General features: G+C 74.0%; 19 protein-coding genes. 12 read left to right on the top strand and 7 right to left on the bottom strand.

Annotation, left to right across the window (positions count from 1 at the left end):
- Positions 1-19: 19 nt before the first annotated feature.
- Complete coding sequence (locus tag V6V16_RS11665; RefSeq protein WP_334561999.1) at positions 20-1,117, bottom strand: mandelate racemase/muconate lactonizing enzyme family protein; 1,098 nt, start codon at positions 1,115-1,117, stop codon at positions 20-22.
- Between the two features lie 123 nt (positions 1,118-1,240).
- Between V6V16_RS11665 and V6V16_RS11660 the strand changes: the two genes are divergently transcribed.
- Positions 1,241-2,038 carry a tyrosine-protein phosphatase gene (locus V6V16_RS11660; protein WP_334561998.1) on the top strand — a complete coding sequence of 266 codons (798 nt, stop codon included), beginning with the start codon at positions 1,241-1,243 and terminating at the stop codon, positions 2,036-2,038.
- A 40-nt stretch (positions 2,039-2,078) separates the two neighbouring features.
- Here the strand turns inward: V6V16_RS11660 and V6V16_RS11655 are convergent, their stop codons facing one another.
- On the bottom strand, positions 2,079-2,936 hold the full coding sequence (locus V6V16_RS11655) for a serine hydrolase (RefSeq protein ID WP_334561997.1): 858 nt from the start codon (positions 2,934-2,936) through the stop codon (positions 2,079-2,081).
- 65 nt (positions 2,937-3,001) lie between these two features.
- On the opposite strand from V6V16_RS11655, the gene V6V16_RS11650 reads away from it, so the two are divergent.
- Positions 3,002-3,667: a class I SAM-dependent methyltransferase gene (locus tag V6V16_RS11650; protein WP_334561996.1), complete on the top strand. Its 666-nt coding sequence runs from the start codon at positions 3,002-3,004 to the stop codon at positions 3,665-3,667.
- Between the two features lie 79 nt (positions 3,668-3,746).
- Here the strand turns inward: V6V16_RS11650 and typA are convergent, their stop codons facing one another.
- Complete coding sequence (gene typA, locus V6V16_RS11645; RefSeq protein WP_334561995.1) at positions 3,747-5,615, bottom strand: translational GTPase TypA; 1,869 nt, start codon at positions 5,613-5,615, stop codon at positions 3,747-3,749.
- A gap of 135 nt (positions 5,616-5,750) precedes the next feature.
- Between typA and V6V16_RS11640 the strand changes: the two genes are divergently transcribed.
- On the top strand, positions 5,751-7,196 hold the full coding sequence (locus V6V16_RS11640) for a DedA family protein (RefSeq protein ID WP_334561994.1): 1,446 nt from the start codon (positions 5,751-5,753) through the stop codon (positions 7,194-7,196).
- On the opposite strand, the gene V6V16_RS11635 is transcribed toward V6V16_RS11640, so the two are convergent.
- The gene (locus V6V16_RS11635; RefSeq protein WP_334561993.1) at positions 7,183-9,318 is read right to left on the bottom strand and encodes an MMPL family transporter; all 2,136 of its coding nucleotides are present in this window, start codon (positions 9,316-9,318) and stop codon (positions 7,183-7,185) included. The genes V6V16_RS11640 and V6V16_RS11635 overlap by 14 nt on opposite strands.
- 168 nt (positions 9,319-9,486) lie before the next feature.
- Between V6V16_RS11635 and V6V16_RS11630 the strand changes: the two genes are divergently transcribed.
- The 5 genes from V6V16_RS11630 (at position 9,487) to V6V16_RS11610 (ending at position 14,755) form a co-directional block, all read left to right on the top strand.
- Entirely contained in the window at positions 9,487-10,002 is a 516-nt protein-coding gene (locus V6V16_RS11630) for a MarR family winged helix-turn-helix transcriptional regulator (RefSeq protein ID WP_334561992.1), read from the top strand.
- A gap of 4 nt (positions 10,003-10,006) precedes the next feature.
- The gene (locus V6V16_RS11625; protein ID WP_334561991.1) at positions 10,007-11,716 is read left to right on the top strand and encodes a CocE/NonD family hydrolase; all 1,710 of its coding nucleotides are present in this window, start codon (positions 10,007-10,009) and stop codon (positions 11,714-11,716) included.
- A 157-nt stretch (positions 11,717-11,873) separates the two neighbouring features.
- Positions 11,874-12,740 carry a hypothetical protein gene (locus V6V16_RS11620; protein ID WP_334561990.1) on the top strand — a complete coding sequence of 289 codons (867 nt, stop codon included), beginning with the start codon at positions 11,874-11,876 and terminating at the stop codon, positions 12,738-12,740.
- Between the two features lie 75 nt (positions 12,741-12,815).
- Positions 12,816-13,391, top strand: a complete 576-nt coding sequence (locus tag V6V16_RS11615) for an ArsR/SmtB family transcription factor (RefSeq protein WP_334561989.1) — start codon at positions 12,816-12,818, stop codon at positions 13,389-13,391.
- The gene (locus tag V6V16_RS11610; protein WP_334561988.1) at positions 13,388-14,755 is read left to right on the top strand and encodes an MFS transporter; all 1,368 of its coding nucleotides are present in this window, start codon (positions 13,388-13,390) and stop codon (positions 14,753-14,755) included. Before V6V16_RS11615 ends, V6V16_RS11610 begins: the two co-directional genes overlap by 4 nt.
- Positions 14,756-14,803: 48 nt before the next feature.
- On the opposite strand, the gene V6V16_RS11605 is transcribed toward V6V16_RS11610, so the two are convergent.
- Positions 14,804-15,007 carry a cold-shock protein gene (locus V6V16_RS11605; protein ID WP_088961229.1) on the bottom strand — a complete coding sequence of 68 codons (204 nt, stop codon included), beginning with the start codon at positions 15,005-15,007 and terminating at the stop codon, positions 14,804-14,806.
- Between the two features lie 173 nt (positions 15,008-15,180).
- Between V6V16_RS11605 and V6V16_RS11600 the strand changes: the two genes are divergently transcribed.
- Both V6V16_RS11600 and V6V16_RS11595 read left to right on the top strand, forming a co-directional pair.
- A complete protein-coding gene (locus tag V6V16_RS11600) occupies positions 15,181-15,876 on the top strand; it encodes a class I SAM-dependent methyltransferase (protein ID WP_334561987.1) in 696 nt (231 codons plus the stop codon).
- Positions 15,877-15,973: 97 nt separating this feature from the next.
- Positions 15,974-16,585: a DedA family protein gene (locus V6V16_RS11595; RefSeq protein ID WP_334561986.1), complete on the top strand. Its 612-nt coding sequence runs from the start codon at positions 15,974-15,976 to the stop codon at positions 16,583-16,585.
- A 263-nt stretch (positions 16,586-16,848) separates the two neighbouring features.
- On the opposite strand, the gene V6V16_RS11590 is transcribed toward V6V16_RS11595, so the two are convergent.
- Both V6V16_RS11590 and V6V16_RS11585 read right to left on the bottom strand, forming a co-directional pair.
- Positions 16,849-17,502, bottom strand: a complete 654-nt coding sequence (locus tag V6V16_RS11590; protein ID WP_334561985.1) for an MBL fold metallo-hydrolase — start codon at positions 17,500-17,502, stop codon at positions 16,849-16,851.
- Between the two features lie 8 nt (positions 17,503-17,510).
- Positions 17,511-18,227, bottom strand: coding sequence for a maleylpyruvate isomerase family mycothiol-dependent enzyme (locus tag V6V16_RS11585; RefSeq protein ID WP_334561984.1), 717 nt, complete (start codon positions 18,225-18,227; stop codon positions 17,511-17,513).
- 170 nt (positions 18,228-18,397) lie between these two features.
- Here V6V16_RS11585 and rsgA point away from each other — a divergent pair, with 170 nt between their 5' ends.
- Together rsgA and uvrA are read left to right on the top strand one after the other, a co-directional pair.
- Entirely contained in the window at positions 18,398-19,450 is a 1,053-nt protein-coding gene (gene rsgA / locus V6V16_RS11580) for a ribosome small subunit-dependent GTPase A (protein WP_334561983.1), read from the top strand.
- 297 nt (positions 19,451-19,747) lie between these two features.
- On the top strand, positions 19,748-22,687 hold the full coding sequence (gene uvrA, locus V6V16_RS11575; protein ID WP_334561982.1) for an excinuclease ABC subunit UvrA: 2,940 nt from the start codon (positions 19,748-19,750) through the stop codon (positions 22,685-22,687).
- Positions 22,688-22,689 lie beyond the last annotated feature (2 nt).

Here is a 22,689-nt window from a genome sequence, read left to right as displayed (position 1 = left end):
TGAAAGTTTTCGTCAACCATCAACCACGCGCCTGCATCTTTGCTTCAGTCACGGAGGTCACGCCGAGTCCCGGCGCGTCGGGCAGCACGACGCTCGCCCCGTCGTAGCGCAGGCCGCCGCGCACCGGCGACCAGGCCAGCCACCAGGCGGCGTCCAGGTCGGCGACGGCGGTGGTGCCGTGGGCGGCGGCCAGGCTGGCGGCGGCGCCGATGCCGACCTGGCTCTCCATCATCGACCCGACGACGGTGCCCAGGCCGTGCGCGGCGGCCAGGTCGAGCAGGGTGCGGGCGGGGTACAGGCCGCCGCACTTGGCGAGCTTGACGTTGACCATGTCGGCGGCCCGGCGGCGGATCACCTCGACCAGGTCGCGCGCGCCGAAGACCGACTCGTCGGCGAGGATCGGCACGTCGACCCGGTCGCTGACCCAGGCCAGCCCGTCCAGGTCCCAGCGGGCGACGGGCTGCTCCACCAGCTCCACGTCCAGCCCGGCGTCCTCGACGCCGCGGATGACGCGGACGGCCTCGCGGGGAGTCCACCCCTGGTTGGCGTCGAGCCGGATGCGCACCCCGTCGCCGACGGCGGAGCGCACGGCCCGGACCCGGGCCAGGTCGCCGGCGGCGTCGGTGCCCACCTTCAGCTTGAGCACGCCGAAGCCCTCCGCCTGCCGCTGCCGGGCCGCCGCCGCCAGGTCCACCGCGTCGCCCGCCGCGAGCGTGACGTCCGTGGCCACGCGCAGGGCGGTGCCCCCGAGCAGCCGCACCAGCGGTACGCCGAGCCGCCGCGCCGCCAGGTCGTGCAGCGCGACGTCGACGGCTGCCTTGGCCGCCTCGTTGCCGACCACGACCCGCTGCACCTGGTTGCAGCGTGCCACCAGGTCGTCGGCGTCGCGGCCCACGACGGCCGGGCCGATCAGTTCGCGTACGCACGCCTCGGAGCCGGCGACGGAGGCCCCCGTCACCTGCCACACCTGCGGCGCCTCGCCGTAGCCGGACCGGCCGTCGGCGTCCACCAGCTCCACCACCAGGGTCTCCACGGTGGTGGTGCGGCGTAGCGCCGTGACGAACGGGGTGTGTAAGGGGGCGGAGAGCCGGTGGGTGCGTACCGCGGCGATCGTCATGTGCGGCACCCTATACGGACAGCGGCGAGTGCAGGGGAGGCCGGCAATGAGGCGGCGGAGCGACCGGATCATCGGGTGCCGGGCGGTGCGGCGCGCCGGCACGGAGCGCAGTGGAGTGTGGGCATGAGCGAGCGGGACTGGGAACTGGTGGGCGCGCCCAACGCGCGGGAGCTCGGCGGCCTGGTCGGCCTCGACGGCCGGCGGGTGCGCCCGGGGGTGCTGATCCGCACCCCGGCGCTGGGCCGGCTGACCGACGAGGACCTGCCGGTGCTGGCCAAGCTGGGTCCGGCCTGTGTGGTCGACCTGCGGGACCGGTCGGAGATGACGCTCGGCCCGCCGGACCGGCTGCCCCCGGGGACGCGGGTGGTGCACCTGCCGGTGCACGACGCCGAGCACCCGGTGTTCACGTACGTCTCGGCGGTGCTGCTGGGGCACGACCCGGGGGTGTACGCGGCCCTGGCGGAGCAGGGCACGCCGGCGGCGATGGCAGCGATCTACCGGTGGTTCGTCACGGGGGAGTCGGCGCGGGCGAGCTTCAGCGCGGCCGTACGGCTGGCGGCCGAGGCGGAGAACCTGCCGTTGGTCTACCACTGCACGGCGGGGAAGGACCGCACCGGTTGGTTGACGGTGTTGCTGCTCAGCGCGCTCGGCGTGGACGAGGCCGCGATCCGGGAGGACTACCTGGCGAACAACCGGCTCTCCGAGAGCCTGCGGGAGGTGCTGCTGGAGGCGATGCGGCGCCGGCAGCCGGCGTTGGACGTGGCGGCGGTGCGCCCGGTGCTGGAGGTGCGCGAGGAGTACCTGGACGCGGCGTACGCGGAGGTGCGCCGGGTGCACGGGTCGTTCGGGGCGTACCTGCGCGACGGGCTCGGCGTGACCGACGAGGTGCTGGCGGCGCTGCGGACCAACCTGCTGGAGTGACGGGCCGGGCACCGGCGCGTGCCGGGCGGCGCCGGCGGGTTCACAGGTCCCGCCGGGCCGCCCAGGCAGCGGCGGAGACCCGCGCGATCAACCGGCAGGCGTCGTCCTCCTCCTCGCCCGTGGGGCCGCCGTCGGCGAGGTCGGTGGTGGTGCAGACGACGATCGAGTACGGCGGCGCGTCGTCGGGGAAGACCACCCCGGCGCCGTGCCGTACGCCCCGCACCCAGCCGTTCTTGTGCGCGATGCGGGTGCCCTCGGGCAGCCCGGCGGCGAGGTCCTCGCGGTGCTCCTGGGCGCACAGCACGTCCAGCATGGCGGCGCAGCCGGCCGGCGAGGCGAGCGGGCCGGGGGTGCCCGCGCCGTGGGCCAGGGCACCGAGCAGGGCGGCCAGGTCGGCGGCGGTGACGAGGTTGGTGACGCCCGCCTCGCGGGCGGCGAAGTCCTCGATGCCCCGGCCGGTGACGCTGTGCCGGGCGCCGGCGAGGTCCCACACCCGCGCCACCGCCGGCAGCCCGACGTGGCCCATGACGAGGTTGGTGGCGAGGTTGCTGGAGCGGACGATCATCCGGTGGGCGAGCCAGCGAAGCGGCGCGTCGCCGCCGACGCGTTCCCAGACCGCCTCGTCGTTGTCGTAGTGCCGGGCGCAGGAGAACCGGGGGGCGCCGGGCAGCGCCGAGTCGAACTCGTTGCCCACCGGCACCGGGGCGTCGAGGTCGAGGGTGCCGGCCTCGGCGGCGCGGTGCAGCGCGACGAGCACCGCGGCCTTCATGGTGCTGGCCGCGTAGTGGGTCGCGTCGGCGTGCCGGGTCCAGGTGGGGGCCGCGCCGACCCGCCCCACGTACGCCGACACGGTGCCGGGCACCCCGTCCAGATGGGCGTCGAGCTCGTCCCAGGTCATGCGGCTGACCGTAGCGGATCGTCGACGGGGCGGCGGGCCGGGGCGATCGGTCGTACCGTGCGGGGATGACGGTTGCCGCCTACGACGCGCACGCCGACTGGTACGAGGCGTTCGCCACCGACACGTCCAGCGACTACATGACGCGGGTCCGCGCTCGGCTTGGCGACCTGCTCGGGCCGGGCCCCGGCCGCTGCCTCGACCTGTGCTGCGGCACCGGGCTCCAGGCGGCGGAGCTGCGCCGGCTGGGCTGGGACCCGGTCGGGGTCGACCTGTCCGCCGGGCAGCTGCGGCACGCCCGCCCGCGCCTGCCGGCGGCCCGTGCCGACGCGGTGGCGCTGCCGGTGGCCGACGCCTCGGTGCCGGCGGTGGCGTGCGTGCTGGCGCACACCGACGTGCCCGACTACGCGGCGGTGATCGCCGAGGCCGCGCGAGTGCTCGCGCCGGGCGGGCGGTTCGTCCACGTCGGAGTGCACCCGTGCTTCACCGGGGCGTTCGCCGACCGCTCCGACCCGCGGCGGATCGTGATCGACGGCGGCTACGCCGAGCGGGAGCGCAGCTTCCGGGCCTGGACGCCGCACGGGGTGCGGGTGCGCGTCGGCGCCTGGCACGTGCCGCTGGCCGACCTGCTCAACGCGGTCACCGACGCCGGCCTGACCCTGGTCCGCACGGCCGAGGCCGGCTCCGGCCCGGTGCCCGACCTGTTCGCCTTCCTCGCCGTCCGCCCCGCCTGACCGCTGTCGCGGGGCCGGAACAGGCGGAGCCCGGACCGTGCGGTGCGGTCCGGGCTCCGGGGGCGGCTGCGGTCGTACGTCAGCCGGCGTGCTTGCGGCGGGCGGCGGCCCGGCCACGGATGGTCTGGTCGAGCACCACCTTGCGGATCCGGATCGCGGCCGGGGTGACCTCGACGCACTCGTCCTCGCGGCAGAACTCGAGGGCCTGCTCCAGCGACAGCTTGCGCGGCGGGATCAGCTTCTCGGTCTCGTCGGAGGTCGACGCGCGCATGTTGGTGAGCTTCTTCTCCTTGGTGATGTTGACGTCCATGTCGTCGGAGCGGGAGTTCTCCCCGACGATCATGCCCTCGTACACCTCGGTGGTCGGCTCGACGAAGAGCTGGCCGCGCTCCTGAAGGTTGATCATCGCGAACGACGTGACCGCGCCGGCCCGGTCCGCGACGAGGGAACCGTTGTTGCGGGTGCGCAGCTCGCCGAACCACGGCTCGTACGACTCGAAGACGTGGTGCAGGATGCCGGTGCCCCGGGTGTCGGTGAGGAACTCGGTACGGAAGCCGATCAGGCCCCGGGCCGGGACCAGCCACTCCATCCGGATCCAGCCGGTGCCGTGGTTGACCAGCTGCTCCATCCGGCCCTTGCGGGTCGCCAGTAGCTGGGTGATCGCGCCGAGGTACTCCTCCGGGGCGTCGATGGTGAGCCGCTCGACCGGCTCGCAGGTCTTGCCGTCGATCTCCTTGGTGACGACCTGCGGCTTGCCGACGGTCAGCTCGAAGGACTCGCGGCGCATCTGCTCGACGAGGATGGCCAGCGCCAGCTCGCCACGGCCCTGCACCTCCCACGCGTCGGGGCGCTCGGTGGGCAGCACCCGCAACGACACGTTGCCCACCAGCTCCTTGTCGAGCCGGTCCTTGACCATCCGGGCGGTGACCTTGGCGCCCTTGACCCGGCCGACCAGCGGCGAGGTGTTGGTGCCGATGGTCATCGAGATGGCCGGCTCGTCGACGGTGATCAGCGGCAGGGGGCGCGGGTCCTCCGCGTCGGCCAGGGTCTCACCGATCATGATCTCGGGGATGCCGGCGACGGCGATGATGTCGCCCGGCCCGGCCGAGTCGGCCGGCTTGCGCTCCAGGCCCTCGGTCATCAGCAGCTCGGAGATGCGTACCCGCTGGGTGTTGCCGTCGGTGCGGCACCAGGCCACGGTCTGGCCCTTGCTGATGGTGCCCTGCCGGACCCGGCACAGCGCCAGCCGGCCGAGGAACGGGGAGGCGTCGAGGTTGGTGACGTGCGCCTGAAGGGGCGCGCCCTCCTCGTACGCGGGCGGCGGGATGGTGTCGAGCAGGGTCCGGAACAGCGGTTCGAGGCTGTTGCTGTCGTCGGGGACCGCGCCGTCGGCGGGCTGGGTCAGCGAGGCGATGCCGTCGCGGGCGCAGGCGTAGACGATCGGGAAGTCGATCTGTTCCTCGTCGGCGTCCAGGTCGAGGAAGAGCTCGTAGGTGTCGTCCACGACCTCCTTGATCCGGGCGTCGGGGCGGTCCACCTTGTTGATCACCAGGATGATCGGCATCCGCGCCTTGAGCGCCTTGCGGAGCACGAACCGGGTCTGCGGCAGCGGGCCCTCGCTGGCGTCGACCAGCAGCACCACGCCGTCGACCATGGTCAGGCCGCGCTCCACCTCGCCACCGAAGTCGGCGTGGCCGGGGGTGTCGATGATGTTGATGGTCACCGGGTCGGAGCCGTCGGCCGGCAGGTACCGCACGCCGGTGTTCTTGGCCAGGATGGTGATGCCCTTTTCCCGTTCGAGGTCCATCGAGTCCATGACCCGTTCGGTTACCTCGCCGCGGGCGCCGTAGGCGCCGGCCTGCCGCAACATGGCGTCGACCAGGGTCGTCTTGCCGTGGTCGACGTGGGCGATGATGGCGACGTTGCGGAGGTCGGTGCGAAGCTGCATACCCTCCATACTCCTGTCTGCGGTTGCCGGGGCACGCGTCGGGGTCTCCCCGCGAATGACCCGGATCTCTGCCGAAACTGATGTTCCGACCGTTTCAGCGCCTGGCATGCTGACCCCCGTGGGAATGGGGGCCCGATGCACGACCTGCTGACCTCGCTGCAGGGTCTGCCGCCCCTGCTGATCTATGTGATCGCCGCGATGATCGTCGCGGGGGAGACCGCTGTGATCTTCGGTCTGCTGGTGCCGGGCGAGGCGACCCTGTTGCTGGTCGGCTTCCTAGCGTACGCGGGGACGCTGCGGCTCGTGCCGGCGCTGCTGGTGATGATCCTTGCAGCAGTGATCGGCGACACACTGGCGTACCGGGCGGGCCGGCGGTACGGGCCGCGGCTGCGCGCCGGTCGGCTGGGCACCCGGGTGGGGCACGCGCGGTGGAGCAGGGCCGACGCGATGCTCGGCCGGCTGGGCGGGCGCGGGGTGTTCACCGCCCGCTGGGTGGCCTTCGCCCGCACCCTGGTGCCCCGGCTGGCCGGGGCGGGCGGGATGCCGTACCGGCGGTTCGCGCCGTGGAACCTGGCCGGGGTGGTGAGCTGGGTGGGTGGCTCGGTGCTCGTCGGCTACCTCGCCGGCGAGTCGTACCGGACGGTCTCCCGGCTCCTCGGGCGGGCCACCGGGGCGGTGCTGGTGCTGGTGGCGGCGCTGGTCGCGGTGGTGCTGGCGGGGCGCTGGCTGGGCCGCAACCCCGATCCGGTGCGCGCGCTGGCGTCGCGGGCCGCCGGGCTGCCGCCGGTGCGCTGGCTCACCGGCCGGTACGGGGTGCTGTTCTTCCTGCTCACCATGCACGTCGGGCCGGCGTGGACGCTGCTGATCAACCTGGTCGCCGGCCTGCTGCTGCTCTTCGCGGCCGGCTTCGCCATCGCCTGGGTGCTCGCCGCGGTGGTCCGGCACAGCGGGCTGGCGGTGCTCGACGGCGCGATCGCCGACTGGTTCGCCGACCGGCGTACGCCCGGGGCGGTCGAGGTCACGCTCGCGGTGGTCTCGGCGCTGCGCGGGTCGGCGCTGATCGTGCTGGTGGCCGTCGTGGCCGCGGTGCTCGCCTGGCGCAACCGGCCCTGGCGGGCGGACCTGCTCAGCGTGGTCGGCACGGTCGGGGCGTTCCTGCCGCTGGTGGTGCTCGCCGTCGTGGTCGACCTGGCCGGGCCGACGGCGGGCGGCCGGCACGCCGCGCTCTTCCCGACGCAGAACGCCGTGGTGGCGGCCAGCCTCTGCACGCTGGCCTGGCTCTCGTCGCGGGGGACGCGCTGGCCGGTGGCGGTGGCCGCGTGGACCACGGCGGCGGCCGGGGTGGTCGGCATCGTCGGCGCCCGGCTCTACCTGGGGCTGAGCACCGCCAGCGGCAGCGCCACGGCGGTGCTGCTCGGGGTCGCCTGGACGGTGCTGTTCGTGGTCGCCTGGGCCACCCGCGACAAGGCATCGGGCAAGGGGGCCGCCGCCGACGGGCCGGTGGCGGCCGCCGCCGACGGGAACGGGGCCGCGAGCACACCGGCACGGCCCCGTTCCCGCGGACCGGTCAGTCCCGGCTGACCACCGGTTCGCGTCCCGCCGCGTCGTCGCCCCCGCCGGCGGCGGGCTCCCGCGCGATCCGGCCCGGCCACCAGAACCGGTCGCCGAGGGTGAACGCGAGCGCCGGCACCAGCACCGTCCGGACGAGCAGGGTGTCCAGCAGCACACCGATGCAGACGATGATCCCGATCTGGGTGAGCAGGATCAGCGGCAGCACGCCGAGGACGGCGAAGACCGCGGCGAGCAGGATGCCGGCGCTGGTGATGACGCCGCCGGTGACCCGCAGGGCGGAGAGCATCCCGTCCCGCGTGCCGGCGCGGCGCGCGTCCTCGCGGGCCCGGGTCACGAGGAAGATGTTGTAGTCCACGCCGAGCGCCACCAGGAACACGAAGGCGAGCAGCAGCACGCCGCTGTCGAGCGCCGGCATGTCGAGCACGTGGTCGAAGAGCAGCCACGACGCGCCGATGCTGGCGAAGAACGACGCGATCACGGTGAGCACCAGCAGCACCGGGGCCACCAGGCCGCGCAGCAGCAGCACCAGGACGGCGGCGACGAGCAGCAGGATGATCGGCAGGATCAGCCGCAGGTCCCTGCCGTTGGCCTCGTTCTCGTCGTAGGTGGCCGCGACCTCGCCGCCCACCACCGCGCCGTCGAAGGCGGGGGCACCCTGCACCGCCGGTGGGGCGGAGCCGGGAACCGTCACGACCGCGTCCCGCAGGGCCTCGACGGCCCGGTTCGCCGCGGTGGTGCCCGGCTCCGCCTCCAGTACGACGTCGACCTGGGCGACCCGCTCGCCCGCCTCGCCCGGCCGCGCGGACGCGACGCCCGGCACGGCCGCGGCGGCCTCGGTGACGGCCCGCACCGCCGAGGGCGTGGTCAGCACGGCGACCGGCTGGGTGGTGCCGGCGGGGAAGGACCGCGCGAGGGTCTCCGCGCCGGCGACCGCCTCCGGCTTGACCCGGAACTGCTCGGTCTCCGACAGGCCCGTGCGGATGCCGAGGCCGCCGAGCGCGAGCCCGGCGAGCAGCAGCGTCGCGAGCAGCGCGACCGGCACGGGACGACGCTCGACGGCGGCGCCCAGGCGGCCCCAGAGCCGGCCCTCGCGGACCGCCCCGCCGACCCGGGGCACGAACGGCCAGAACAGGCCGCGACCGAGGATCACCAGCGCCGCCGGGAGGACGAACAGCGCCGACAACATGGCGAGGACGACGCCCGTCGCGCAGGCGACCGCGAGGGCGCGGTTGAGTTCCTGCTCGGACAGCAGCAGGGTCAGCACGCCGAGGACGACGGTGCCGCCGCTGGCGAGGATCGGCTCGGCGGTGCGGCGCAGCGCGGCGCGCATCGCCACGAACCGGTCCTCCTCGCGGCGCAGCTCCTCGCGGTAGCGGGCGATGAGCAGCAGCGCGTAGTCGGTGGCGGCGCCGAAGACGAGGACGCTGGCGATGCCGGTGACGGCGCCGCCGGGCAGGTTGATGCCGAACGCGGGGACGACCGTGTCGAGGGCACGCAGCGTGAGCTGCTCCGTCGCGGCGACCACGACGAGCGGCACGATCCACAGGAACGGGCTGCGGTAGGTGACGAGCAGCAGCAGCGCCACGACGGCGGCGGTGACCGCGAGCAGCGTGGTGTCGGCGCCGTCGAAGACCTTGGTCAGGTCGGTGGCGAAGGCGGCCCCGCCGGTCACCTCCGCGGAGAGCGCGGCCGGCACGTCGTCCAGGGAGGCGCGCAGCTCGTCGACGCGGCCCGCCACCTCGTCCTGGCCGCCGGCGGTGGAGAGGGGCACGGCGACGAGCGCGACGGTGCCGTCGGGGGAGACCTGCGGCGGGCTGACCCGGCCGCCGACGGCGAACCGGCCCAGCTCGCCGGCGCGGCCGGTGAGCTCCGCGCGGTCGGCCTCGGTGAGCGGGCCGCCGTCGTCGCGGCTCACCACGATGATGGCGGGCTGGACGTCGCGGGAGGGCAGCTGGTCCTGGAGGCGCTCGACCTGGGTCGACTGCCACTCCGCGGAGAGGCCCGTCGACGACACCGGTGCCGGGTTGTCGGGCTTGGGCAGGCCGAAGACGGCCGCGCCGAAGACGATCGCGGCGACCACGGTGAGCCACGCGGCGAGCCGCCCGCCCGCCACACGGGTGAACACTGACATTCGGTTGCCCTCACGGTCTCTCGGCGGTTCCAACTGGGCGTGCGAGAGAACCTCGACCGATGAATTTGCCGGAGGCCGAGTATCTCGATAAACGAGATTATCGACTGCTGAGCTATGCTGCAACCGGAACGGACGACGGGAGACGCGACCCACGTGACAGGCCACGGCATGTACCGACCGCGCGACACGCACCGCCAGCGGCTGGTCGCCGAGATCTCGGCCGAGCTGCGGCGCTACTCGGTCGACGCCCAGCACATCGGGCACGCCTTCGCCGGCCTGCACGGGCTCAACGCCACCGACCTGCAGGCGTTGATCGCGGTGATGGACGCCGAGCTGTTCGGCCAGCCGATCACCCCCGGGCGCCTCGGCGAGCAGCTCAACCTCTCCTCCGGCTCGGTCACCGCCCTCGTCGACCGGCTGGAGCGCGGCGGACACATCCGCCGCGACCGCGACACCGCCGACCGGCGCAAGGTCTTCCTGCGCTACGCCGAGCGGGGCGCCGCCCTGGCCAAGGACTTCTTCCAGCCCCTGGGCCGACGCACCGACCAGGTCATGTCGGGCTTCACCGACGAGGAACTGGAGGTGGTGCACCGCTTCATGGCCGCGATGACCACCTCGATGGGGGAGCACCGGGACGCGGTGCGCGCCGCCCGCGACGACCCGGCCCGGCGGGCGAGCGGCTGACGTCGTGCTGGACCGGCTGGCCACCCGCCTCGCCACCGCCGTGCTGCGGTTGCCGCCGCCGCGCACCCGCCGGGTCACCCTCACCCGGGGCGTCCCGGTGCGGGTCCGCGACGGCGTGTCCCTGCGTACCGACCACTACGCGCCGGACCTGCCCGGGGCGCCCACCGTGCTGATCCGCACCCCGTACGGGCGGGGCGGACCGATGCGGCTGCTCGGCCTGCTCGCCGCCGGACGCGGCTTCCACGTGGTGATCCAGTCCTGCCGCGGCACGTTCGGCTCGGGCGGCACGTTCGACCCGCTGGCGCACGAGCGCGAGGACGGCCTGGACACCCTCGACTGGCTGCGCCGCCAGCCCTGGTGGTCCGGCCGGTTCGGCATGTTCGGCGCCAGCTACCAGGGCTTCGTGCAGTGGGCCGTCGCCTCCGACGCGGGGCAGGAGCTGCGGGCGATGGTCGCGGTGGCGACCGCCTCGGGCACCCGCGACTCGACGTACGCGGGGGAGTCGTTCGCCCTGGACACCGTGCTGACCTGGGCCGAGCTGCTCCAGGCGCAGACCGTGCCCTGGCTGGCCCGGCAGTGGGAGCTCAAGCGGGGCCAACCCCGGCTGCTGGCGGCGCTGGCCCACCTGCCGCTGGCCGAGGCGGACCGGGTGGCCACCGGCGTCACGGTCCCGTTCTTCCAGGAGTGGCTGCGCCACCACACCCCCGACGCCGACTACTGGCGCACCCGGGTCTTCGGTGACCGGATCGCCGAGGTGCGTGCGCCGGTGGTGATGGTGAGCGGCTGGTACGACATCTTCCTCCCGGCCCAGCTGCGAGACTTCGCGGCGCTGCGCGCGGCCGGCGCCCACCCCCGGCTGATCATCGGCCCCTGGACCCACGGCAGCCCGGGGCTCCTCGTCGCCGCCCTGCGCGACGGGCTGGACCATCTCGCCGAGCACCTCGCCGGCGACCCGCCCCAGCCACACCGGCGGGGGCGGGGGCCGGCCCCGGCCGGTGCCCGCTCCGGGTCGCCGGTACGGGTGCACGTCGGCGGCGCCGGCGGCGGCTGGCGGGACCTGCCGGACTGGCCGCCCCCGTCGGCGCCGACGCCCTGGCACCTGCACCCCGCCGGCGGCCTGGGCACCGACCCGCCGGTCCCGTCGGCGCCGGACCGGTGCCACTACGACCCGGCCGATCCGACGCCCTCGCTCGGCGGCCCCCTGCTCGTCGCCCAGCGGGCCGGGCCGGTCGACAACCGTCCGGTCGAGGCCCGGCCCGACGTGCTCACCTTCACCAGCTCCCCGCTCGACGCGCCCGTCGAGGTGGTCGGCCCGGTACGCGCCGAGATCCACCTGCGCAGCGAACTGCCCCACCTGGACGTCTTCGTGCGACTGTGCGACGTGGACCCGCGCGGGCGGTCCTGGAACGTCTGCGACGGGCTGGTCCGGGTCACGCCCGAACGGTTTCCCGCCGACGCGGCGGGCGTGGTGCGGGTGCCCGTGGAGCTCTGGCCCACCGCGCACCGGTTCGCGCCGGGGCGCCGGCTGCGGGTACAGCTCTCCGGTGGCGCGCACCCGCGCTACGCGCGCAACCCCGGCACCGGAGAGCCGCTCGGCACCGCGATCACGCTCCGTGCGGGGTGGCGGGAGATCCTGCACGAACCGCGGTATCCGTCCGCAGTGCTGCTGCCGATCATGTCGCATGTGGCGCAGCTTCCGTCAGACCAAAAATAACCGCGCTGAGCTGGCCATTCATGTTTTTGCATGGTTATGGTTGGGTCAATGCCCGACGTTGTGCACCACTCGGTCGGGCCCGCGCGTAAACCCGTACGCCGCCTACGCGGTGTCACTGCTGTGCCCGGCCCCCTGACCATCCACAAAGGGGAGCCCCATGACGAGGGCACCGGAAAACCTGCTGACCGTCCGCCGTCTGCTACTCGATCACCTGAACGTCGACCCCCACACCTCCCGCGGCCAGGACCTCGAACCCGCGGAGGTCGGCATCGTGGGTGACCCCGCCCACCGGGGCGGCTACCACTGCGGCTCGGACCGCGTGGTGACCCGGGACTACTCGGTCGTCGAGTCGCCCCGGGACACCGCCGGCCTCACCCTCGACGCGGCCGCGCTCGACGTCGGCCTCTTCGAGGTCAGCGCCGGCGGTCGTACGCACAACCTGCACAGCTTCTCCACCTGGTGCGTGGCGCAGTGCGTCGCCGGCACCTCGGACAGCCGCGACATCCGGGAGATCATCTACTCCCCGGACGGCAGGGTCGTCCGGCGGTGGGACCGCCTGAACAAGCGGACCAGTGGGGACAACTCCCACCTGTGGCACACCCACTTCAGCTTCTTCCGCGACTCGACCAAGGCGAACCGGGACCAGACCCCCCTGTTCCGCCGCTACCTGACCACCATCGGACTCCTGGAGGACGACATGAGCGCCGAAGCAGAGAGCAAGATCAACAGCATGTACACCGGCATGTTCTTCGGCGGGTCGAGCATGGGACGCAGCGTCGACCCGGACGCCGGCGGCCCCGCCCCGGCCAGCAACAGCCTGGTGGCGAAGCTGGACTATGCGATGCAGCGCCTGGACGTGCTGACCGCCCAGCTCAGAATCCTGTCCGTCAAGGAACCCGCCGACGAGCAGGCGATCGTGACGGGGGTCCTCGCCTCGCTCACCCCCGAGAAGATCGCCGCGGCGATCCCGACCACCATGGCCCGGCAGGTCGCCGACGAACTCGGTCGGCGCCTGGCGGCCTGACCCCGACCAGGTCGACAACGATGATTGTGCAATAACCGTTGCGCAATCATCGTTGTCGGCGTCATCCTGGGCGGCATGACGAACCCCGACGTGCGCCAGGTGACCGACTCCCGGGTGCTCGCCGCGCTGTCCCATCCACTGCGCCGCCGGTTGATGGACGTGCTCAAGGTGTACGGACCGTCGACCGTCGGCCTGCTCGCCGAGCGGACCGGCCAGGCGCCGGCCAACGTCAGCCACCACGTCAAGGTGCTGGCCGGCGCCGAACTGGTCGAGCAGGCGCCCGAGCTGGCCCGGGACCGGCGGGAGCGGTGGTGGCGCCTGGTCAGTCGCGGCGTGCGCTGGTCCCAGTCGGACTTCGACGACGACCCCGCCGCCCGCGCCGTCGCCGACGCCGCCACCTCGCTCAACCTCGACCGGCACGTCGCCCTCGCCCGGGCCTGGCACGCCACCGACGAGGCCAGCCAGGCGGCCTGGCCGCGGGGCCCCTTCTCCACCGACCGCTGGCTGCACCTGACCGACGCCGAACTCGCCCAGCTGGCCGGCGAGTTGCACGAGCTGCTCGCCCGGTGGGGCGACCGGGACGTGCCCGACGACGGGCGGAAACGCGAGCCGGTCTTCCTGTTCGCCTACGGGATCCCGGCCGCGCCGTGACGCCGCCCGCCCGCGCCACACCACCGACCCGTAGCGCCGACCCCACGGCGCCCGCACCGGCCGCCGCGCGCGGCCCGGCCGTCGACCCCGGGTCACCCTCCTGCGGTCGGCCCACGGCGACGCCCCGGGGCGGGCTGCTGCGGCACCGGGACTTCCGACTGCTCTGGGCCGCCCAGACCTCCAGCGCCGTCGGCAGCAACGTCACCGCCGTGGCGCTGCCCCTGGTCGCGGTGACCGTGCTCGACGCCAGCACCTTCGGCGTCGCCGTGCTCACCGCCGCCGCCTGGCTGCCGTGGCTGCTCGTCGGCCTGCCCGCCGGCGCCTGGGTGGACCGGCTGCCGCGCCGACCCCTGATGATCGCCTGCGACGTGGCCTGCGCGCTGCTGTTCCTCAGCGTCCCCGCCGCCGCCGCGTTCGGCGTGCTGACCGTGACCCAGCTGCTGGTGGTGGCGTTCGGCGCCGGCCTGGCCCGGGTCTTCTTCGAGACCGCCGACCAGGTCTACCTGCCCGTGCTGCTGCGCCCGGAGCAGGTGCCGGAGGGCAACGCCAAGCTCCAGGCCACCCAGACCGCGAGCTACGTGCTCGGCCCCGGAGTGGCGGGCGTGGTCGCCCAGGCCGCCGGCGCCGTCACCGCGCTGCTGCTCGACGCGCTGAGCTTCCTGTTCTCCGCCGCGTGCCTGCTGCGCATCCGCACCGTCGAGCGACGGCCCGGGCGCGCCGGGCGCTCCCGATCGCTGCGGCGGGAGATGGCGGAGGGAATCCGGTTCGTGGCCCGCGACCCGTACCTGCGGGTGCTCACCGCCTTCGGGGCGGCCAGCAACGTCGGGCTGATCGGATACCAGGCCGTCCTGGTGGTCTTCCTCGTCCGGGAGGCGCGACTCGCGCCGGCCCCGGTGGGCGCGTTGGTCGCCGCGATGAGTCTCGGCGGCATCGTCGGCGCGCTGCTGGCCACCACGCTCGGCCGTCGCCTCGGCACCGCACGGGCCATGCTCCTGGCGGCGGCCCTCACCGGACCGCCGGCGCTGCTGATCCCGCTCGCCGGGCCCGGTGGCCGACTCGCCCTGCCCGCGATCGGCGGGATGCTGGTCAGTCTCGGGGTGGCCGTCGGGAACGTGCTCAAGGGCAGCTTCCGGCAGACCTACACTCCGCACCACCTGCTGGGCCGGGTCACGGTGAGCATGCAGATGCTCAACTACGGGACGATCCCGCTGGCGGCGGTGCTGGCCGGGGCCGTCGGTGCGGCCCACGGGGCCGGCACGGCGACAGCGGTGATGACGGGCTGGTTGGCCCTCACCCCGGCGATTCTGCTGATCGGGCCGCTACGGCGACGACGGGACATGCCCGTCGCGCCGAAGCTGCCGTGAGCGCGCTGCGGCGGCGGCCGGTCACCGGCCGCCGCCACCGGCACGGATCTACAGCGGGCGGACGTTGTCCGCCTGCGGACCCTTCTGACCCTGGGTCACCTCGAACTCGACCTTCTGGCCCTCGTTCAGCTCCCGGTAACCGCTCGACGCGATGGCCGAGTAGTGGACGAACACGTCCGGCCCTCCGCCATCCTGCTCGATGAAGCCGAAGCCCTTTTCCGAGTTGAACCACTTAACCGTGCCGGTTGCCATGCATCTCTCCCTGTTCCAAAGCGGGTGACCCGCGGTCTTCGACCGATGATCGCCCGGTGCTACCCCGAGAGTAACTGGCCGAACCCGGATTCGCTGGCCGAAGTGCCGCAGGGGGCGAGTTGAACTCTCGGCTCCGGTGTGCGAAAGCGGCGCGCGGTTCCGTTCCCTGGGGCATGCTTGCGCCGGTGAGAGGTGCCACAGCCGACGCGCTGACCGAACTGGAGCGGGAGATCGACGCTCCGGGCGGCGGGCTGGACCGGCTCCGGCTGGTGGCGATCCCGTTCGTCCCCGAGGTCCGGCTGCACCTGGCCGAGGACGCCATCGTCTGGTGGGCCCGGATGGAGGCGTACGCCGGGCACGCCCTGCCCCCGCCGTACTGGGCCTCGGTCTGGGCCGGCGGCCAGGCCCTCGCCCGGCACCTGCTGGACCACCCCGAACTCGTGGCCGGCCGCCGGGTGCTCGACCTCGCCGCCGGGTCCGGCCTGGTGGCGATCGCCGCGGCACTCGCGGGGGCCGAGCGGGTGGTCGCCAACGACATCGACCCGTACGCGGTCGCCGCGGCCACCGTCAACGCCCGGGCCAACGGGGTGACGATCGCCTCCACCGGCGGCGACCTGCTGGACTCCGACCTCGACGGGGTGGACCTGCTGGTGGCCGGGGACGTCCTCTACGACCCGGCGATGGCGGCACGGGTGCTGCCCTTCCTGCGACGCGCCGCCGCGGCGGGTGCCGACGTGCTGGTCGGCGACCCGGGGCGGGGACACCTGCCGCCGGACGTGCTGGCGGCTGTGGCGAGCTATCCCGTGCCGACCACGGAGCCCTCCGTCGACTCGTCGGTGCGCCGGGTGCAGGTGCTGCGCCCCCGGTGAGCAGGGCTCTCAGGGTCGACCCCGAGCCGGATACCAGGGGGTGGTGGGGGAACTGACCCGATGCCCCGGGTGGCCGCGCGGCCATAGCGTACGGGGCATGGCGGATTGGCTGGTCCAGGTCGGAGAACTCCCCACCTCCCTGCTCATGGGGGTGCTCGGGGTGGTGATGCTCTTCGACGCCGTACCGCTGCTCGGGGTCTTCGTCCCCGGCGACGTGGCGATCCTGGCCGCCACGGGGGCCGGCGGCCCGACGAGCGGAGCCGCCACCTTCGCCGCCGTGGTGGCCGGCTGCCTCGCCGGCTGGTCGCTGAGCTTCCTCGCCGGCCGCCGGTACGGCGACCGGCTGCGACGCAGCCGCTTCGGCGACTGGGTCGGCGAGGCGCGCTGGGCGGCGGCGGAGGGCATCCTGCGGCGCGGGGGCGGCCGGATGGTGCTGGTGGCGCCGTTCCTGCCGGTGTTCAACGCGCTGCTGCCGCTGGCGGCGGGCGGGCTGCGGATGTCGTACCCGCGTTTCCTCGGCTGCGCGACGGCCGGCGCGGCGGCCTGGGCCGGTCTCTACCTGGCGCTGGGCGCGGCCTCGCGGTCGCTGGCCGGGCTGCTGCCGGGGGAGTCCAGCCCGATGCTGGTCACCATGGGGGTGGGCCTGGTGCTGGCGGGCGCGGTGGCGATGGGCACGCGGCGCCGCCTGCGCGCGGTCACGGGGGCCTGACCGGCATCGGAGCGGGGGGACGGGGCCCGGGGGGGAGTCGACGGGGGAGCGGGGCCGGGCGCGGATCGCGCCCGGCCCCGCTGACGTTCGCCGGCCGCAGTCGCGCCACTGGCGCAGCGCGGGCGAAGATCTTGTGCGGCGCGATCCGGCGTGCCCGACCACATCGTCGGGAGCGCCCTGCGACACCTGGTTCCTGCGCACCCGGACAGAAACGCGGCGGCCCGGGGCCAGCGAGCCCCGGGCCGCGTCGGGACGGCGGTCGACTACCAGCCGCGCGCCCGCCACTGAGGCAGCGACGGCCGCTCCGCGCCGAGCGTCGAGTCCTTGCCGTGCCCGGGGTAGAACCAGGTCTCGTCGGGCAGCCGCTCGAAGAGCTGCCGCTCAACGTCGTCGATGAGTACGGCGAACCGCTCCGGGTCCTTGTCGGTGTTGCCGACCCCGCCCGGGAAGAGGCTGTCGCCGGTGAAGAGGTGCGGCGTGCCGGCCGGGTCCCGGTAGAGCAGGGCGATCGAGCCGGGGGTGTGCCCCCTGACGTGGATGACCTCCAGCGCGCACTCGCCGACCGGCACGGTGTCCCCGTCGGCTACCGTCTCGGCCTCGATCGGCAGCCCGGCCGCGTCGTCGGCGTGCACCAGCGGGCGGGCACCGGTCTTGGCGACCACCTCCTCCAGCGCCACCCAGTGGTCCATGTGCTGGTGGGTGGTGACCACGGTGGCCAGTCCCGCGTCGCCGACCAGTTCGAGCAGCCGGGGGGCCTCGTTGGCGGCGTCGATCAGCACCTGCTCGCCGGTGGCGGCGCAGCGCAGCAGGTAGGCGTTGTTGTCCATGGGGCCGACCGAGATCTTCGTGATGGTGAGCCGGTCGAGCTCGCGTACGGCCGGCGCACCGCCGGGCGTGACGTCTCCGCGGTAGGTCATGACGTTGTCTATATCCATTCCGGTGGTTGCGGCAGGGGACCGTCGGGGGTGACGGTCAGCACGGCGCCGGGTTCGCGGCCGATCAGCCAGGCGGCGAGTTCGGGGGCGGCGCCGGCGATCGTGGGCGCGGCGGTCGGGTCGCCGAGGACGAGTTCGTGCCGGCTGCCGTCGAAGCGCAGCACCATCGGCGGCACGTCGGCGCGATGGGCGAGGCCGTCGACCACCTCGTGCAGCAGCCGGTGGCCGAACGCCTCGGACCAGTCGGAGGGCCGGTAGCCGGCGTCGAGGTCCACGTGGTGCACCTCGATCTCGCGCAGCCGGCCCCAGACCAGCATGGCCGCCGGCCAGGGGCCGCGCCGGGTCTGAACCGTGGCCGCCCACGCCTGGACCGGCATCGCCGCGACCGCCTCGGTGAACCGGTCGGCGCAGCGGCGCAGGTCGTCCAGCTGGGCGGCGGGCGGACGGGCGGCGCCGGCCTCGATGTCGGCGTCGCGGGCCGCGGCGGAGGCGTACATCGGGATCGGCTCGCCGGTGCGGGCCGCGGTGAGCAGGTTGACGAGACCGTCGGCGTTGCGGGCCAGGTGGGTCAGGACGTGCCCCCGGGTCCAGCCCGGCAGCAGCGACGCGGCGGCGAGGCCCGCGCCGTCGAAGGTGGCCGCGGTGCGCAGCAGGCGGTCGGTGGCCGCTTCCACCTCGCCCGTCAGCAGGAGCGGGTCCATGGTCACCCACCGACCCTATCCGCCGGGCGACCCCGCGTCGCCGGGGAAATCGCTTTCGGCGCGTTGCGGCGCGTCCTACCGTCGGCGTGGAACGCGGCACCGGACGGCAGGGGAGGTGGTGACCATGCCGGTAGCAGCACGCGTGCGTCAACCGCTCCGACACCGATGAGGATGCCATGACCATCGATCTGACCGCCCTCGGCTGGGACGCCGACCGGGCGGCGCACGTACCCCGACGCGACGGCCGCCGCCCGGGCCGGGTGGCCCGGGTGGACCGCGGCGTCTGCACCGTGCTCTGCGCGGACGGCCCGGTCCGCGCCACCCTGGGCGGGGCGGTCCTGGCCGCCGCCGCTCGCGACCTGACCCGGCTGCCCTGCGTGGGCGACTGGGTGCTGCTGGGCACCTGGCCCGACCGCAACGTCACCGTGGAGGCGGTGCTGCCGCGCCGCACGGCCCTCGTCCGGCGGACCGCCGGCAAGGACGCCAGCGGCCAGGTGCTGGCCGCCAACCTCGACGCCGCCGCCGTGGTGGAGCCGGTCCACCCCGAGCCGGACGTGGGCCGCATCGAACGGCTGCTCTCCCTGGCGCACGAGTCCGGCGCCCGGCCGCTGGTCGTGCTCACCAAGGCCGATCTGGCGGCCGACCCCGAGGCCGTCGCGCGCCAGCTCGCCGGCGTCGCCCCCGGGGTGCCGGTGCTGGCGGTCAGCGCCGAGCGCGGCACGGGGCTCGCCCCGCTGCGCGCGGAGGTGACCCCCGGGCGCACGCTCGGCCTGCTCGGGCCCTCCGGCGCCGGCAAGTCGAGCCTGGTCAACGCGCTGGCCGGGGCGACGGTGATGCCCACCCAGGCGATCCGCCGCGTCGACGGCAAGGGCCGGCACACCACCACCTGGCGGGCGTTGCTGCCGGTGCCCGGCGGCGGCGCCGTGCTGGACACCCCCGGGGTACGGGCGGTGGGCCTGCTGGACGGCTCGGTGGGGCTGGACCGGGCGTTCGCCGACATCGCCGAGCTGGCCGGCGGCTGCCGGTACGCCGACTGCGGGCACGACGGGGAGCCCGCCTGCGCGGTGCGGGAGGCGCTGGAGACCGGCGAACTGCCGGCGCGGCGCTGGGAGAGCTGGCGCCGGTTGCAGCGCGAGGTGGCGTACGAGAGTCGGCGGCGGGAGACGCGGCTGGCCGCGGAGCGGCGCGGCGGCTGGCGCTCCGGCCGGCGGCGGGCCGCCCGCCCCTGACGGCGGGCGCGTGCGGGCGGGACCGGCCACCACCGGTCCCGCCCGCACGTCGTCGGTCCGCCCGCACCGCCTCGTCGCCCCCTCGCGCGCACCCGGCCGGGTGTCCGTGGGCGGATGCGCGGGCGGCGGCGGACCGGCTGAGCTGGGGGAACGTGCCGGCGAGGGAAAGTGTCGTACCTCGGGGCTAGAGTTGCCGAGGCGCCTTTGTGTGCGCCCACAACCACTCAGGCAATCGCTCAGACCAGCCTCAGAGCGGACAATTCCTCTTCATCTTCTTCACCCGGGAGTACACGGACAGTGGCCGACCGACTGATCATCCGTGGCGCGCGCGAGCACAATCTGCGTGACGTCAGTCTCGACCTGCCTCGGGACGCCCTGATCGTGTTCACGGGCCTCTCCGGGTCGGGCAAGTCGAGCCTGGCCTTCGACACGATCTTCGCCGAGGGGCAGCGCCGGTACGTCGAGTCGCTCTCGTCGTACGCGCGGCAGTTCCTCGGCCAGATGGACAAGCCGGACGTCGACTTCATCGAGGGCCTGAGCCCGGCGGTCTCCATCGACCAGAAGTCCACCTCGCGCAACCCGCGCTCGACGGTGGGCACGATCACCGAGGTCTACGACTACCTCCGGCTGCTCTTCGCCCGCATCGGTGAGCCGCACTGCCCCGTCTGCGGCGAGCGGATCTCCCGGCAGACCCCGCAGCAGATCGTCGACCGGGTCCTGGCGATGGCCGAGGGCACCAAGTTCATGGTGCTCGCGCCGGTGGTGCGCGGCCGCAAGGGCGAGTACGTCGACCTCTTCGCCGAGCTCCAGGCCAAGGGCTACGCCCGGGCCCGGGTCGACGGCGTGGTGCACCCGCTGACCGAGCCGCCGAAGCTCAAGAAGCAGGAGAAGCACACCATCGAGGTGGTGATCGACCGGCTCACGGTCAAGCCGAGCGCCAAGCAGCGGCTGACCGACTCCGTCGAGGCCGCCCTGGGGCTCTCCAACGGCCTGGTCCTGCTCGACTTCGTCGACCTGCCCGAGGGCGATCCGGAGCGCGAGCGGCGCTACTCCGAGCACCTGGCCTGCCCCAACGACCACCCGCTCGCCATCGAGGACCTGGAGCCCCGGGTCTTCTCGTTCAACGCGCCGTACGGGGCGTGCCCCGAGTGCACCGGCCTGGGCACCAAGAAGGAGGTCGACCCCGAGCTGGTCGTCCCCGACCCGGAGCGCAGCCTGCGCGAGGGCGCCATCCAGCCCTGGTCGACGGGGCACAACCTGGAATACTTCCTGCGCCTGCTGGAGGCGCTCGGCGAGGCGCAGCACTTCGACGTCGACACCCCCTGGCGGGCCCTGCCGTCGCGGGCGCAGAAAACGATCCTGCACGGCTCCGACGACCAGGTGCACGTGCGCTACCGCAACAAGTTCGGCCGCGAGCGTTCCTACTACACCGGCTTCGAGGGCGTGGTGCAGTGGATCGAGCGCCGGCACACCGACACCGAGTCGGAGTGGTCGCGGGAGAAGTACGAGGGCTACATGCGCGACGTGCCCTGCGCGGCCTGCGGCGGAGCCCGGCTCAAGCCCGAGGTGCTCGCGGTCACCCTGGCCGGCAGGAGCATCGCCGAGGTCTGCAACCTCTCCGTCGGCGAGGCCGCCGAGCTGCTCGCCGGCATCGAGCTGACCGACCGGCAGAAGATGATCGCCGAGCGGGTGCTGAAGGAGATCAACGCCCGGCTGAGGTTCCTGCTGGACGTCGGCCTGGACTACCTCTCCCTGGACCGCCCGGCCGGCACCCTCTCCGGCGGCGAGGCACAGCGCATCCGGCTGGCCACCCAGATCGGCTCCGGCCTGGTCGGCGTGCTCTACGTGCTCGACGAGCCGTCGATCGGCCTGCACCAGCGCGACAACCACCGGCTGATCGAGACCCTGGTCCGGTTGCGTGGCCTGGGCAACACGCTGATCGTGGTCGAGCACGACGAGGACACCATCCGCACCGCCGACTGGATCGTCGACATCGGTCCGGGCGCGGGCGAGCACGGCGGCGAGATCGTGCACAGCGGCTCCGTGCCGGCGTTGCTGGAGAACCCGGAGTCGGTCACCGGGGCCTACCTGTCGGGCCGCCGGTCGATCCCCACCCCGCAGGGGCGCCGCCCGCAGACCCCGGGCCGGGAACTGGTGGTGCACGGCGCCCGCGAGCACAACCTGCGCAACCTCACCGTCTCGTTCCCGCTCGGCCAGCTCATCGCCGTGACCGGGGTCAGCGGCTCCGGCAAGTCCACGCTCGTCAACGACATCCTCTACGCGGTGCTCGCCAACCAGATCAACGGCGCCCGGCTGGTTCCCGGCCGGCACACCCGGGTCTCCGGTCTGGAGAACGTCGACAAGGTGGTCGGCGTGGACCAGTCGCCGATCGGCCGCACGCCGCGGTCCAACCCGGCCACCTACACCGGGGTCTGGGACCACGTCCGCAAGCTCTTCGCCGAGACCACCGAGGCCAAGGTCCGGGGGTACGGCCCCGGCCGGTTCTCCTTCAACGTCAAGGGCGGTCGCTGCGAGGCGTGCTCCGGCGACGGCACGATCAAGATCGAGATGAACTTCCTGCCGGACGTCTACGTCCCGTGCGAGGTCTGCAAGGGCGCCCGCTACAACCGGGAGACCCTCGAGGTGCACTACAAGGGCAGGACCGTCTCGGACGTGCTGGAGATGCCGATCGAGGAGGCGGCCGAGTTCTTCTCGGCCATCCCGGCCATCCACCGCCACCTCAAGACGCTCGTCGACGTCGGCCTCGGCTACGTCCGCCTCGGCCAGCCCGCGCCGACCCTCTCCGGCGGCGAGGCCCAGCGGGTCAAGCTCGCCTCGGAGCTGCAGAAGCGCTCCACCGGCCGCACGGTCTACGTCCTCGACGAGCCGACCACGGGTCTGCACTTCGAGGACATCCGCAAGCTGCTGATGGTGCTGGAGGGGCTCGTCGACAAGGGCAACACGGTGATCACGATCGAGCACAACCTCGACGTGATCAAATCGGCGGACTGGCTGATCGACATGGGTCCCGAGGGCGGTCACCGGGGCGGCACGGTGCTCGCCACCGGCACCCCGGAGGAGGTCGCGGAGGTTGCCGAGAGCCACACCGGGCAGTTCCTGCGGCAGGTGCTCAAGCTCGGCGGCGAGGCCAAGGGCGCGGTGGCGGCCACCACCCGGGCGGCCAAGGCCAACGGCGCGAAGCCCCGCGCCCGCAAGGTCCCGGCCGGGGCCCGCTGACA

Source organism: Micromonospora sp. CPCC 205561 (assembly GCF_036906775.1).
Classification (GTDB): Bacteria; Actinomycetota; Actinomycetes; order Mycobacteriales; family Micromonosporaceae; genus Micromonospora.
This window is presented reverse-complemented; position numbering and strand designations above follow the sequence as displayed.